At 30.8% G+C, this 14,163-nt stretch carries 17 protein-coding genes; 13 read left to right on the top strand and 4 right to left on the bottom strand.

Translation table 11 applies throughout. The features are described 5' to 3' along the window. The first annotated feature begins 14 nt into the window (after positions 1 to 14). The 3 genes from MMB69_RS15680 (at position 15) to MMB69_RS15670 (ending at position 2,009) form a co-directional block, all read left to right on the top strand. Positions 15 to 1,004, top strand: coding sequence for a carbohydrate kinase family protein (locus tag MMB69_RS15680; protein WP_221783410.1), 990 nt, complete (start codon positions 15 to 17; stop codon positions 1,002 to 1,004). Between the two features lie 76 nt (positions 1,005 to 1,080). After that, positions 1,081 to 1,641, top strand: a complete 561-nt coding sequence (locus MMB69_RS15675) for a maltose acetyltransferase domain-containing protein (RefSeq protein WP_221782539.1) — start codon at positions 1,081 to 1,083, stop codon at positions 1,639 to 1,641. An 86-nt stretch (positions 1,642 to 1,727) separates the two neighbouring features. Next, positions 1,728 to 2,009: a hypothetical protein gene (locus MMB69_RS15670; RefSeq protein ID WP_146274342.1), complete on the top strand. Its 282-nt coding sequence runs from the start codon at positions 1,728 to 1,730 to the stop codon at positions 2,007 to 2,009. A 440-nt stretch (positions 2,010 to 2,449) separates the two neighbouring features. On the opposite strand, the gene psiE is transcribed toward MMB69_RS15670, so the two are convergent. Continuing rightward, complete coding sequence (gene psiE / locus MMB69_RS15665; protein WP_221782541.1) at positions 2,450 to 2,869, bottom strand: phosphate-starvation-inducible protein PsiE; 420 nt, start codon at positions 2,867 to 2,869, stop codon at positions 2,450 to 2,452. 726 nt (positions 2,870 to 3,595) lie between these two features. Next, positions 3,596 to 3,895: a hypothetical protein gene (locus tag MMB69_RS15660; RefSeq protein WP_221782543.1), complete on the bottom strand. Its 300-nt coding sequence runs from the start codon at positions 3,893 to 3,895 to the stop codon at positions 3,596 to 3,598. Positions 3,896 to 4,319: 424 nt separating this feature from the next. Between MMB69_RS15660 and MMB69_RS15655 the strand changes: the two genes are divergently transcribed. Both MMB69_RS15655 and uppS read left to right on the top strand, forming a co-directional pair. Further along, entirely contained in the window at positions 4,320 to 4,829 is a 510-nt protein-coding gene (locus MMB69_RS15655) for a ferritin (RefSeq protein WP_221782545.1), read from the top strand. A 139-nt stretch (positions 4,830 to 4,968) separates the two neighbouring features. Then, on the top strand, positions 4,969 to 5,667 hold the full coding sequence (gene uppS, locus MMB69_RS15650) for a polyprenyl diphosphate synthase (RefSeq protein WP_221782547.1): 699 nt from the start codon (positions 4,969 to 4,971) through the stop codon (positions 5,665 to 5,667). Here uppS and MMB69_RS15645 read toward each other — a convergent pair. Further along, a complete protein-coding gene (locus MMB69_RS15645) occupies positions 5,664 to 6,551 on the bottom strand; it encodes an AraC family transcriptional regulator (protein WP_171779294.1) in 888 nt (295 codons plus the stop codon). The genes uppS and MMB69_RS15645 overlap by 4 nt on opposite strands. Before the next feature lie 175 nt (positions 6,552 to 6,726). On the opposite strand from MMB69_RS15645, the gene MMB69_RS15640 reads away from it, so the two are divergent. The 5 genes from MMB69_RS15640 to MMB69_RS15620 all read left to right on the top strand — a co-directional run bounded on the left by MMB69_RS15640 (position 6,727) and on the right by MMB69_RS15620 (position 10,561). Further along, positions 6,727 to 6,945, top strand: a complete 219-nt coding sequence (locus MMB69_RS15640) for a heavy-metal-associated domain-containing protein (protein ID WP_221782549.1) — start codon at positions 6,727 to 6,729, stop codon at positions 6,943 to 6,945. 78 nt (positions 6,946 to 7,023) lie between these two features. Then, the gene (locus tag MMB69_RS15635) at positions 7,024 to 8,211 is read left to right on the top strand and encodes an MFS transporter (protein WP_171779377.1); all 1,188 of its coding nucleotides are present in this window, start codon (positions 7,024 to 7,026) and stop codon (positions 8,209 to 8,211) included. Positions 8,212 to 8,288: 77 nt separating this feature from the next. Beyond that, positions 8,289 to 8,465, top strand: a complete 177-nt coding sequence (locus tag MMB69_RS15630) for an aspartyl-phosphate phosphatase Spo0E family protein (protein ID WP_243495836.1) — start codon at positions 8,289 to 8,291, stop codon at positions 8,463 to 8,465. 228 nt (positions 8,466 to 8,693) lie between these two features. Continuing rightward, positions 8,694 to 9,155, top strand: coding sequence for a MarR family winged helix-turn-helix transcriptional regulator (locus MMB69_RS15625; protein WP_171779296.1), 462 nt, complete (start codon positions 8,694 to 8,696; stop codon positions 9,153 to 9,155). 32 nt (positions 9,156 to 9,187) lie between these two features. Then, on the top strand, positions 9,188 to 10,561 hold the full coding sequence (locus MMB69_RS15620; protein WP_221782551.1) for an MFS transporter: 1,374 nt from the start codon (positions 9,188 to 9,190) through the stop codon (positions 10,559 to 10,561). A gap of 368 nt (positions 10,562 to 10,929) precedes the next feature. Here MMB69_RS15620 and MMB69_RS15615 read toward each other — a convergent pair whose 3' ends face one another. Then, the gene (locus tag MMB69_RS15615) at positions 10,930 to 11,202 is read right to left on the bottom strand and encodes a transcriptional repressor (protein WP_221782553.1); all 273 of its coding nucleotides are present in this window, start codon (positions 11,200 to 11,202) and stop codon (positions 10,930 to 10,932) included. A 294-nt stretch (positions 11,203 to 11,496) separates the two neighbouring features. Here MMB69_RS15615 and MMB69_RS15610 point away from each other — a divergent pair, with 294 nt between their 5' ends. The 3 genes from MMB69_RS15610 (at position 11,497) to MMB69_RS15600 (ending at position 14,124) form a co-directional block, all read left to right on the top strand. After that, positions 11,497 to 12,099 carry a nitroreductase family protein gene (locus MMB69_RS15610; protein ID WP_221782555.1) on the top strand — a complete coding sequence of 201 codons (603 nt, stop codon included), beginning with the start codon at positions 11,497 to 11,499 and terminating at the stop codon, positions 12,097 to 12,099. A gap of 40 nt (positions 12,100 to 12,139) precedes the next feature. Further along, positions 12,140 to 12,892, top strand: coding sequence for an IclR family transcriptional regulator (locus tag MMB69_RS15605; RefSeq protein ID WP_221782557.1), 753 nt, complete (start codon positions 12,140 to 12,142; stop codon positions 12,890 to 12,892). Between the two features lie 296 nt (positions 12,893 to 13,188). After that, complete coding sequence (locus MMB69_RS15600) at positions 13,189 to 14,124, top strand: aldo/keto reductase (protein WP_221782559.1); 936 nt, start codon at positions 13,189 to 13,191, stop codon at positions 14,122 to 14,124. Positions 14,125 to 14,163 lie beyond the last annotated feature (39 nt).

Below are 14,163 nucleotides of genomic sequence, written 5' to 3'. Positions count from 1 at the left end.
CTGGGGTGAGGATGTTGAAAAGAGTTTTTTGTATTGGTGAAACATTAATTGATTTTATTCCTGTTCAAAAAGAAAAATCTTTAAAAGAAGTTACTAGTTTTGAACGTGTGGCTGGGGGAGCTCCTATGAACGTTGCAATTGCGATTGCAAAATACGGCGGAAATTCTGTTATGCTAACCAAAATAGCTAATGATAGTTTTGGTGATTATTTAGTAGATGTGCTTGAAGGAAATGGGGTAGACACTTCCTACATTATCCGATGTAATGAAGGAGAGACCGGTTTGGCATTCGTATCTGTAGATAAAGTGGGAGATAGGGACTTCAGCTTTTATAGAAAGAATTCAGCTGACTTATTACTTTTACCAAACGAAGTGAAAGTAGAGTGGTTTGATAAGGGAGACCTTCTTCATTTTTGTTCTGTAGATTTAGTCGAAAGTCCAATGAAACAAACTCATGTAAAAGTAATAGATAGTTTTCAAAAAATAGGGGGGATTGTCAGTTTTGATCCCAATGTTCGTCTTCCCTTATGGCCTGATAAAGAAAGCTGTCGCCAAACAATTCTAGACTTTTTACCTTTAGCAGATATCGTGAAAGTATCGGATGAAGAACTATTTTTTATAACTAATATTAGGGAAGAAAGAGAAGCCATTAACTCCCTTTTTGTTGGCAATGTAAAAGTAGTAGTTTATACAAAAGGAAAAGATGGAGCCATTATTTATTTGAAAACTGGAGAACAATTTGAGGATAAAGGATTTAAGATAACTGTCTCAGATACAACCGGAGCAGGTGATGCATTTATAGGTGGTTTTTTATCTGAATTGCTTTCAATTGATATATCGAGCGACAATCTATGTCAAAAAGTGAGTGAACACCATCAACAATTGCTTACCTTTGCTAATGCAAGTGGGGCACTTACTGCTTCAGTAAAAGGAGCGATCCACGCAGCACCTGGAAAACAACATATAATGAATTTTATTGCTACTCAAAGAGGCAGATTAGTTTAAGAAAATATGTATTTATAATTGGGAATTAGTTTGGAATTCACAATATAAGTAGGGGTTAAAAGAAAGGGTTTAAATAATGAGGACTGAAAAAGAAAAGATGTTAGGTGGAGAAATGTATAATCCTGCAGACCCACAATTAAGAAAGGATCGAGAACATGCTAGAAGGCAGGTTAGAATATATAATGAAACTTTAGAGAGTGAAGGTAATAAGCGTATTAAATTATTAAAAGGTTTATTCGGTTCTACTGGGGAAAACGTATATGTTGAACCAAATATTAGAGTTGACTATGGCTATAACATATTTGTTGGCGAAAACTTTTTTGCAAACTTTGATTGTGTCATCCTAGACATTTGTGAAGTGAGATTTGGAGATAATTGTTTACTTGGTCCGGGTGTACATATCTATACAGCAACTCATCCAATTGATCCAAATGAACGGAATTCAGGAAAGGAATACGCAAAACCAATTATTTTTGGAGACAATGCATGGATTGGTGGAAATTCAGTGATAAATCCGGGAGTGACGATAGGAGACAATGTTATTATTGCATCTGGTTCAGTAGTGACTAAAGACATACCTAACAATGTAGTGGTGGGAGGGAATCCAGCGAAAATCATTAAAAAAATTGGAAACTAAGGTTATAAGAAAATTTCGCTGAATTTTGGTAACATTACTCTAAATGAAACTTGAATTTCTAACTTATTAGTTAATTGGTGATTAAATTGAATATATGGATGGGGAAAATTAGAGATTATAATCATTTGGGTCATTATCAAGGGACCTATCAAGCAATTATAGAGAAACAAGATAAGATGCTTTATAAAATGACATTATCGTTTAATCCAGCATATACGCTAAAAAATCAAGATAGAAATAATCATTTAAAAGATAACATATTGTACAGTTCAAGTGTAGAGGTACTTAAAAGAAAATTTAGAAATAAAATCCCTCTTTTAAAGAAAAAAACAAAAGTAGTATGGATAAAAAGAGGGCTAAATATTTAGTTTTCAAGTGAAAGGTCATGATAACAAGAGAACATGCTGGTAAAGCTAGTTTTATTGGTCCAAGTGTAAATCAAACCATGATTATGCATTTTTACAGAGTAAAAAACTTAGAAGGGTATATCTTATGATATGTCCTTTTAGTGTGGTTAATTTTCATCTTTTTTTCACTATTAAATGATAAATTAATTGCTAATCATGCTGTAAAGCATTTTTTCATAGATATTCCCCTTTCAAAGCTTACCTAAAAAGGTGAGCTTTTTTAGGTAAGCTGCATTTTATTTACATAATGTGATTTTTCGGAAGTAATTTATGTATATGAATGTATAGCGTATAGACAGACCCCCTTGAAATTTTCGAGGCTGTCTCCTTGGAAGTCTTCGTACTGGTATTCTGGACAAAAATGCATAACGAAAAGATATCCTGTTTTTAACAAAGCGTAATTATAGTTTCTCCTTTTGTTTCGACGAAAACTTTATAATGGAGTAACTGATAGTTAACACAAGAATAGCGCAAGTGTGCAAAAGTGTATTAACTGGGTTATCATGCTCTACAATAACCAGACGTATCAATGCAGTAATACCAATATAAAGAAAGTAGCGTAGAGGAAAGTGATAATTCTCCTGAAAATATTTTACGATCATTGCAATGAATTCAAAGTACAAAAAGAAAACTAAGATACTTTCAAGAATTTTGTAGTGAGTCTCAATTCCTCGATTAAAAATAGAAAAATGAATAAAATGGAAAATTTCCTTACCAAGCAAAACGGATAAAGTAACAGCTAGTAAAATCAATGCTGTATTTAAGATAAGCCGGAGAACGTGTGAAACCTTAAAGTTCGGCCTGTTGTTTTGGTGTATCATCAATATTCCTCCTACATACATAGACTCTTTACTTTATTATATCTCTCGTTTTAGATTTAGCGTTAGCCGTTACAACTTGTTTGTTGGAATGTTTATTTTAATTTATATATTGCAATAAATGAAGACGTATATAATATACAAACTTGGTTAAGTCGGGTAAGTCATATTATGTAACTGAATCATGTAGACAAGTAAAAAAGAAAGAAATATCCAGTTGCGAATTTACAAGTGATGAATTGGTCGCATTTCCTTTTTGACACAAAGTACATTGCAAACCAGACTATAGATGGATGTAATGGTTATATTATAGTCAGAAATGCTATATTTGAGAATTATATTAGCCGAGGAGAATGATGGAGTAAGTATATAGATTATCAAGAGAAAAACATATGGAAGCTCTATAATGTTAAGTAAACAATAAAATACTTTTGTTATAAATGCTTTATCTATTACACACCTTGTAGAAAAAGGTCTTATTTGTCGTCACTAAGTGTAAATAGTAAAACCATAATAATAAATAAAATAATTTAGTGTTTACTTAACAAACACTGAAACAGAGACAAGGTTATATTCTATGAATATAGTTAATGACAATATTTGTTTTCAAAGATATATGTATGTGGATCTACAAATCCGGACAGACTAATAGCATATTCCCTCGTATTCCGATAAATTTAAAAAACCTCTGCCTAATATGAGCAAAGGTTTCTTTTTTGTAATTCATTCTCAAGGGGCAAAATCTCGAAGAGCTATAGAAACATATATACCAAGTGAAATGATGCAAATAGAAATAAAATGAAACAATAAAAAGATGAATTTTTGGTTTCCTTTGATGAAGAAAGAGTAAATAAATCCTAAAATTGTAATGAAAATTAAAATAGGTACAGTAATTTGTATCAATGAACCAAACGTGCTTGCTGTGAAAGCTCGTGACAGAGGGCCTCCAATTATTACTCCGTACAAAATAACAGTAGCAGCTACAGAGGATACTGCTACTTTCAAAGGAATTCTAAAAAAAATTTTCATTTATTTACTCCCTTCTACACCTTTAGATATATCCTTTTATCAGCAGCTAAAAGTAAAAAGCTATCTCATAGAGTGAGATAGCTTTTATAGTATGCTTTAAATGAATTCAAATGCAATTAATGAAATTATAAGTCCTAAAAAAACAGAAATTATGTTAAACCACCATCTATTCTTTGATCGGAGAAGCCATAAGCCAGCAGGTATCATAATTAAGTACTTGGAAACAGTCTCGTTTACATACAACACTTCGGGTAAAAAGCTGATAGATAGATAAGGAGAAGAATTACATAGTTACTTGGCAAAATTGCGCAGTTCGGAATAAGGTCTTCATTTACAATTATATTATTACTGTTTTGTTTTTGTAAGGAACTTATTGGCCTCCTTAATAAAAATCTAAATAAAAAGTTTGATGGAGGGTCTAGTGATGTTACCAGAACACTTAAATAAAGGGCTTAATAATCAACTAAATTATGAGTTTCAATCATCTCAGGCATATACGGCTATGGGAGCTTATTTTTCTGTTAGGGGGTTCCATGGTTTTGCTAATTTCTATTTAGTTCAAGCTGAGAAAGAAAGATTTCACGCAATGAAGTTTTATCATTATTTAGTTTCAAAAGGCGGAAATCCATTAATTAGTGAAACAGAAAAACCATATTGTAACTTTCAAAGTTCGTTGGAAGTCATTCAATACTCTTTAGAACACGAAAAGGGCATTACAGATAACATTTATTCATTACTCCTTTTGGCAGTGGAATTGGGTGATTACTCCACATTGAGCTTTCTTCAATGGTTTGTTGATGAACAATTAGAGCATGAGGAATCTCTTAGACAGATTATTACCCAATTAAAGGGTGTTGCAACAGGTAGTGAGCTTTTCTTATTAATAGATAATAAGCTTAGTAAAAAAACTTTCAAAATTAAAAGTAGTCAGTAAAAACAGGTTTATATAAACCTGTTTTTACTATTGGAATAAATTCACCAGGATTAAAAAAGATTTATAAACTATATAACAAATTAAAACTGGATCTTATAAATCGAAAATATTTTATTCATCATGAATAGGAGTGTATAAAATGCTTCCAAAACATATTGGATTGATAATGGATGGGAATGGAAGGTGGGGAAAAAAGAAAGGACTCTCTCGTAGTCACGGACATTTTGAAGGGATAAAAACATTGGAAATGGTAATTAATACAGGTATAAATTTAGGCATTGATGTAATAACTTTTTATACCTTTTCCTCTCAAAACTGGAAAAGGTCTAAGAAGGAAGTAGAATATCTCATGGAACTACCAACTATATTTTTCAGAGAAAAAATATCTGAATTCATGAGCAAAAATATAAGAGTTAGAGTTTCTGGTAATATTGATGAATTACCTTTGGAAACAAAAAAAACCTTAGTCCAGGCTATGAGAGAAACTAAAGACAATACTGGGATAATCATTAACTTTGCTTTTAATTATGGAGGGAGAGAGGAAATTATCCAAGCTACTAAAAGAATAGTTGAAGATATACAAAAAGGAGAGTTAAGTAAAGACAAGGTAGATGAAAGATGTCTAGAGACGTATTTATATACAAATCTCCTTCCTCGTCCAGACCTTATTATTCGTACAGGTGGAGAGCAAAGGTTAAGTAATTTCTTGCTATGGCAATCTGCCTATACTCAGCTTTATTTTACAGATGTATTATTTCCAGATTTTAATAATGAAGATTTTTTAAAAGCTATTAATCATTTTAAAATGACAGTAAAAGGAAGAGAATTATATTATTAAATACTACTCTCCCTCCTAAATTGTTTTGGAGATTTACCTACGATTTGTTTGAACATTTTATTAAAATTACTAACATCGTCAAATCCAACTTCTTGTGCAATACTGATAACTTTAAGGTCTGTATTACTAAGAAGTTCTTTGGCTATCCGTAAACGGACATTGTTACGGTATTGAATAAAGGTTATTCCGGTATATTCTTTGAATTTCGCTGTAAAGCTGGATTGACTCATACCACACAATTGACTAACTTGTTTTAAGCTAAGCGCACTCGCATGATGTTTCTCAATAAACTTTGCTACCTGATCAATTAATTCCGCATCAGAAAGGGAATAAGTCACTGGTTTTTTATAAATATTATCGTAGCACCGGCTTAAGTATATAAACATTTCTATTAACTTTGTCTGGATTAAGAATCGATAACCTAACTGTTTCCTTCTATATTCTTCAAGGATACGGTCTAACAAAAAATTGAATTCCATTTGTTGATGAATATCTAGTGTTAATTTTGATTTAAAATCAACAGTTTTACGAAAAAAAGGTTCCATGTAAAAGAAATCTACGAATGGAGTAACGTTTGTAAGTGCCTCTAATTCTCTACTTAAAAGCTGTGGTTGAAACATTATATTGTAAACAAGTAGATGATGGTGCATATCCACATGATAGCTATGTTCTACCTCTGGCTCTATTATGAATACATCTCCTTGAGATATAGAATAAGAACTCTGATTATAAGTGTGTGTACCACTTCCTTCTTTTACATAAACTAATTCTATAAACTCATGAGAGTGTAAGTTGAAAATTTCATTAGGTTTAAGCTTGTGTGGCTTAATACTAAATGGAAATTGTGAACTTTCTAGATAAGATTCTTTCTTAAAACGCATCATTCTTTTCCTCCAATAACTCCCTTTTAGTATATTTGCAAAAAAACTCGGCATATTTTCCAAGTATGAACTGAATTAATAAATTTATAATATATTAATTAAAGTATAAGTCAATAAAAATAATTCTCATCTAAAAGAATAGGAATTAACAAAAATAAATGTTAAGGCGGAATTAATTATGTTACAAGTTCAACTAGACATACTTGGTATGTCTAAGCATTACAGCGTATCATTTATTAGAGAAAAAATGCTTACTTTAAAAGGGGTTATTTCAAGTGATATTTTTTTAAAACATAAGAAAGTTAAGATAACATATAACCCGGATGTTATTACTTTGAATAAAATTATTAATACTATTGAAGAGGAGGGTTACGCAGTTATACATGTAAAGAGATAATAAATTGTAGAAACTAAAAAAAGATTTTTATTAAACTGGTCTATACGATCAGTTTATTTTTGGGAGGTTATTATAACAATGGAGACGGAACGTCTTTTAAAAGATACTTCTTTAACTAAAGGACTTATATTTTTATTAGCTATTTCTGGAGGAGTATCAGTTGCGAATATTTATTATAATCAAGCGTTATTAGCTACTATATCTAAAAGTTTCCATGAAACGTCACAGTCTATAGGTTTATTGCCTACTTTTACACAATTAGGTTATGCATTAGGCTTATTTTTCTTTGTCCCATTAGGCGATATTAAAGAAAAGAAAAAACTCATTGTATCTTTATTAATATTAGTGGCTATTTCATTACTAGGGCTTGCGTCAGCTCAGTCCTTGGTATGGATATATATCGCTAGCTTAGCTGTAGGGCTTACATCTGTTGTACCTCAAATCATTATACCCTTTGCAGCAGAATTAACTATACCAGAGGAACGGGGGAAGGTTGTAGGAACTATTGTAAGTGGTCTATTAGTTGGGATCTTACTTGCTAGAACAGTTGCTGGATATGTTGGAGAATTAGTGGGTTGGAGATATATGTTTGTATTTGCTTCATTTTTAATGTGTTTATTAGCTTGTATACTATACTTTAAATTACCTAATATTAAACCTACTGTAAACCTAACTTATAAAGAAGTTTTAAGATCGATTATAACCATTTCTAAAAAGTACTCTACTTTGAAAGAAGCGTCTATTATAGCTGCACTGATGTTTGGAGCATTTGGTGTTTTTTGGACTACTTTAACATTTTTACTAGAAGGATCTCCATATTATATGAATAGTGGCCAAGCTGGCTTATTTGGTCTCATAGGAATAATAGGTGCATTAGGTGCACCATTGATTGGTCGTCTTAGTGATAAAAGTAGCCCCAAACTATTAGTGATAACATGTATCATTATTGGGATTTTCTCGTACGTGTGTTTTTATTTTTTAGGAATGTCAATTATTGGACTTGTTTTAGGTGTAATTTTATTAGACCTAGGTGTTCAAGGAGCACAAGTTTCAAATCAAACAAGAATTCAGGCTTTAAATCCCAATGAAGGAAGCAGGTTAAATACAATATATATGGTATGTAATTTTGGAGGTGGTGCGATTGGGTCGTTATTGGGATCTTCAGCTTGGAGCTTATTTGGCTGGAGAGGTGTCTGTATTCTTGGAATTGGGATGACTTTGATGTCCTTATATACGTGCTTACGATTTAATAAAAGCTACAAATAAAATTGTAGCTTTTATTAAGTTTATTAACCATCATTATTATGTGTTTTTAGTGAATTTTTAAACTAAGGAGTTTAATCTTGAATACTAATAATAAATGTGAAGAAAAACAGGATATACTAAATGAAGTGGAGTTTATACGTGAAGTAATGATTTCTACAGCTTTTAAAGAAGGAATTACTAGTAAAAATGCTATTAGAATGAGTATGATATTAGATCGGCTATTGAACGAAATACAAAAACTTAAATGTCTTTAAAGTAATGATTAGCCCGAATTTTTTAGGGGTTTTCTTTATTAATGGAAACTTTAGGTTATTAAATTTCACTAAGGAAGTTAAAGTATCACTATCAATTTATTTGACAAGTAAATATAATTCGCTAAAATAGTTATGTAGCATAATTATATAACATAATTATATTGTATAATGATTTATTGTTAATGGATGATGCTAAGCTAATTAAATTTTCACTAGAGGTGATTGTTAATGGATAAAGATCAATTATTAGAAGAAATATTAGATGCATTATATTTGGCTAAAGATGCTACGAGAATATACCCTACATTTCCTGCCAATATTAAAAGTAGTCACTTGCATGTATTATATGCAATCAACAATCTAGGAAAAGAGGTTCGAATTTCAGACGTTTCTAAAGAAATGCTAATTACTTTACCTAATATAACTAATCTAATCAAGGAACTTGAAAAATTAGGATTAGTAAAGAAAACCTCTTTGAAAAGCGATAAAAGAGTAATTTTGGTGCAATTAACAAATGAAGGATTCAAAGTATTAGATAAATATTTTTTAGATTATAAACGCCGTATAGCTGACATGCTACAAGTTGAAGATAGCGAGAAATATCAAGTGATGGTTGAATCCATTAAGAAAGTGAATGAACTTTTCAAAGTGGTAACTGAACAGATTAATGAGAAAAATGAGGAAATATAAATCAGAAATCTAAGAAAGGGGAAGCGAAAATAATGAAAAGAAGAATTATACTAACAGGGGTATTAGTAGCAACGATACTAGCTGCAATGGAAAGCACAATTGTGAGTACAGCAGCACCTAGTATCGCTAAAGATCTTTCAAACCTGGATATGATAAGCTGGATATTTTCTATTTATTTATTAGCAAGTGCTGTATCAGCGCCCATATTTGGGAAATTAGCCGATATATTTGGCATTAAAAAGATTTTTATTATAGGGATGATTCTTTTTTTGATTGGATCTCTAGCTTGTGGATTTGCAACTTCTATGAATCAACTTATAATTGCTAGGGCAGTTCAAGGGTTAGGAGGGGGTTCGGTTTTTCCCTTATGTCGTACCATTCTTGGACTTATCTATATCGATGAAAAAGAACGATCAAAAGCTCAAGGGTGGGAAAGTGCTATATACGGAATTGCTGGTGTATTAGGACCTTTAGCTGGCGGTATTATAGTTGATAATTTATCATGGCATTACGTATTTTTGATTACTGTTCCTATCGGTTTAATTGCAAGCATTCTAATTATCGTTAATTTTAAAGAGCAGATACCAGGAGTAAAACATAAAGTTGATTATATAGGAGCAACTATTTTTTCAATTGGTACAATATCTTTAATATTCGCTTTGTTAGAAGGCAGTAAATTAGGCTGGTCTAGCTTAAAAATTATGATTTTATTTATTATCGCAGCCATTTCATTATTTGTATTTATATACGTCGAAAGAAAGACTCAAGAACCCCTTATTCCTTTAAATTTATTTAAGGATCCTGGATTATTAATGATTAACGTTATCACTTTATTTAGTGGAGCTATTTTAATTGGTATTACAACGTATATACCTACTTGGAGTCAAACTATTTTAGGAAATAGCGCTTCTCAATCAGGATTATTGTTAACGCCCTTACTAGTTTTATGGACTAGTGGTTCATTTATCGTTGGAATTATTGCTGGAAAGCTTACATCTAATAAAATTATTAGAATAGGTAGTATTATCTTATTAGTAGCAACTTTTTTATTATCTACAGTTTCTCATAACACATCAGAAATGTTGATTTATATTTATACAGGGCTTTTAGGTTTAGGTATGGGATTAATTGTTCCTTTAATTATTGTGTACATTCAGTCAAACATATCAAATAATGAGTTAGGCAGTGCAATGGGATTAAATGCTTTTATTAACACTCTGAGCCAAGCTATCGGTGTATCGATATTTGGAGCTATCTTTTCCTATTCTACTGTTGGAGCAAGTAATCAAGTAAAAGCAATTGAAAGTGGAACTCATTATATTTTTATTGGAACAGTCATATTAGCACTCCTAATATTTGGAGCAACCTTTTTATTAAAAAAGAAGGATGTAGAACGCCAATATTAACTGTCAATATGTAAATAATAGTAACGAATAAAAAGGATATAAAATACCATAGAGTAAATCCCTGATTAATAATTAGACTTAAGTTGTATAGAGTAAGCACAAAAAAAGAGCTAAAAAACATCAATTAGATGTTTTTTAGCTCTTTTAGCAATTCTGATAATACTTCTCTATCTTCCTTTTTAATATCTCTTCTAATTTCGATAGAATTTGCTTTTTATAATCATTACGTAATTTTTTCTCTAAAATAAGTCGATCGAAATTAGATTTCATTAATTTACCTCAGTGTTTCATATAATTTTATGTTTACTAAATTTTTTTCCCTTAATATACATGTTTAGTAGATAAAAAAGAATTAATTGCTCATTTTCTCAACCTTTAAAGGTGGGATTGCCTAAATTAAAATGTTTTTCACCTTCAATGTTTTCACATTCTAATATTTGAATATTTACAAACAAATTTAAATTCTTATAAATAGTATCAAAGCTGATTTTTTTATTTGTCTTTTTTAAGTCACTTATTATCTTTTTGGCTGAGACTGCTTTTTCTCGGTTATTATAAAAGTAATTTATTAAAATTTTTCTCTGGGATGTAATAGTACAATCCTTTTTTCTTAGATAGAATAAATAATCTTCTTGTGTCATTTTACATGTAGCCTTTCATAATACTGCATATAATTTATTCGCTTTATATCTCACTCCTATTCAAATAAGTTTTAATTATTATCAAGACTGTTCTTTATTCCTACTTTTTATAAATTATTTGAGAATAAAATGATTATAGGACAATTCTAAGCTTCAGTTTTTTTGAAAACTGCGCAAAAATAACGACTTAATATGCAAATTTGCTTTTTGCAATCAAAATAACAAACATCTACTTGAAAATGATTATCAATATCGATATATTTTATTTAAGTTATTTAAAAAGGGTGAGAACATATGTCAATTGATAATATAATAAAAGAGAGAAGAACAGTAAGAAATTTAAAGAAAGACCCAATTGCTATGGATAAACTAGCTAGCTTATTAGAAACAGCATCTTATGCACCATTTCATAGCAAAGATGAACCTTGGAGAGTAATAACAATTACCTCTACTGAAGAGAAAATGCATATGCTATCGGCAGTATTATCTAGCTTTGAAAGGTTAGGAACGTTAGATGGGTTTACAAAAGAAAAATATGAGCAGCTTGTAGAATCTTACAAGGCATATTTTTTAGATACACCTATACACCTTATTATTACATCCGTATTAGATGGAGATGCAAAAAAACAATTTGAATCGAAGGCGGCTACTTGCGCTTTTATACAAAATCTTCAATTAGCTGCATGGACAGAAGGAATTGGAGTTAGTTGGCGAACTAATTCTTATAATTTTGATAAAGAATTTCAGAAGGAGATGTGCGTGCCTTATAATCAAATGATTGTAGGTGTATTACACCTTGGTTATCCGAAAGTTATTCCGAGAGTGAAAGTAAGAGCTCAGCCTGAGGTATGGACTCAATCTCTTTCTAAACTTAAAAATAATAAGATATCTAGCTAATTTTAGCTAGACCATTACTTAAAGGAGTTAAGTTACTTATATGGAATCGTATGAACTAACAACTTTAAAAAAGGGATTACTAATACTTGATTTATTAAGAAATAAGCATTCGTTAACAATGAACGAGGTCATGGATGAATTATCACTTAATAAATCCTCAGCTTATAGAATGCTATATACCTTAGAGAAAATGGAATATGTGCTGAAATATGATAAATATTTTCATTTAAACCCGAAAATTTTCAATGATAAACGAATCAATATTTATAAAGGAATTCAATGGATATCACTTGTTACTCCATACCACTTAGCTCGTGGTACTGGTGAAACTGTATATATAGGTATACTCGATCAATATGAGCTTGTTATAAAAAATGTTATTAAATCACCTTTCAATGAACCCTTATTTGAAGCTATAGATAAACGGACACCGATACATTCTAGTGCAATTGGAAAATCTATATTGGCCCACTTGTCCCCACAACGGCAACGTGAGATATTAAATGGTCTGTCCTTAGAGAATCTTACTAAGAATTCATTTGTAGATAAAGAGTTATTTATCTCTCACCTAAATGTAATAAAAATGCAAGGATATGCAGTAGATAATGAAGAGACAAACATAGGGAAGAGATGTATTGCAGCTCCTGTATACTTAAATGAAGAAGTCATTGGTTCAATAGCTATTCATGGAGAGGTAGAACAGATTAAAAAAAATTCTATTCGTTCTTTAGCAAAAAAAGTAATTCAATTTAGTAAACAACTAACCCATGAATTAGAAAACTTAACAGAATAAAATTACTTAACCAGTGCATCGGTATGCACTGGTTTTTTCAACTGTTTGAGGTTTTGTTTCTATATCTGAAACTGTTTGTTCTACAGTTGTTTGATTTTTTAATTGTCCCGTAAAATCATACATGTAAACATAAGGAGGGAGGTAACAATATTAAATATGTGCTATGGATCAGATATTCATGTGCCTCTAGTGCGAATGAATTAAGAAAAATAATGAACCTTTTAACTTTTTAAATATTAATTATATACTTGATTTCTCAAAAATTAACGGATAAACATTTTGAAAGGAATGATTTTATGAAATTTAGAAAATTAAAAAATACAGATATAACTGTTTCAGAAATCGGTCTTGGAACAAATGCAGTAGGCGGACATAACCTATTTAATAATTTAAATGAAGAATCTGGCAAGGAATTGGTAGCAGCAGCAATTGACCTTGGCATAACATTTATTGATACAGCTGATATTTATGGAATGGGTCGTTCAGAAGAATTAGTAGGTGAAGTGCTGTCAAATTATAATAGAGATAAGTTTATCCTAGCTACAAAAGGAGCAAGACGTTGGTTTGAAGATGGCAGGGTAGAGGTAGATAATAGTCCAGCTTATTTACGTCAAGCTTTAGAAAATAGTTTAAGTCGCTTAAAAATGGATTATGTAGATCTATATTATCTTCACTTTCCAGATAATAAAACCCCATTAGTGGAAGCTATAGGAGAATTATCTAAACTAAAACAAGAAGGTAAAATTAAAGCAATTGGTATTTCTAATGTATCACTGGATCAATTAAAAGAGGCCAATACACACGGTGACATTTCCGTCTTGCAATCAGCTTATAATATGTTAGAACGCTCTGCGGAAGAAGACTTACTTCCTTACTCAAGAGAAAATAATATTTCATTTATCCCTTATGGACCTCTTGCATTTGGGCTACTTGGAGGGAAATATACGAAAGATTTTCAGTTAACAGAAGGAGACTGGAGACAATCTAATCCACTATTTGAAAAAGAAAATTTTGATAAAGTGTTAGAGAAAGTGGAACAATTGAAAAACATTGCTACAACTAAGGAAACAACTGTTGCAAATCTATCATTAGCATGGTTATTAGCTCAAGATGGTGTTGATGCTGTAATTCCAGGAGGAAAGCGAAGTGACCAGATAATAACAAATGCTAAAGCAAGTGATGTATTGTTAACCAAGGATGATTTAAATAACATTGAAAAGATATTAAAGTGATTTATAAAATAGACCGTAATAATTTATGATTGGGACATA

It is taken from the genome of Priestia sp. P5, assembly GCF_029522155.1.
Classification (GTDB): domain Bacteria; phylum Bacillota; class Bacilli; order Bacillales; family Bacillaceae_H; genus Priestia; species Priestia megaterium_E.
The sequence above is the reverse complement of the archived record's forward strand: the minus strand, read 5'-3'. Positions and strand labels throughout refer to the sequence as shown.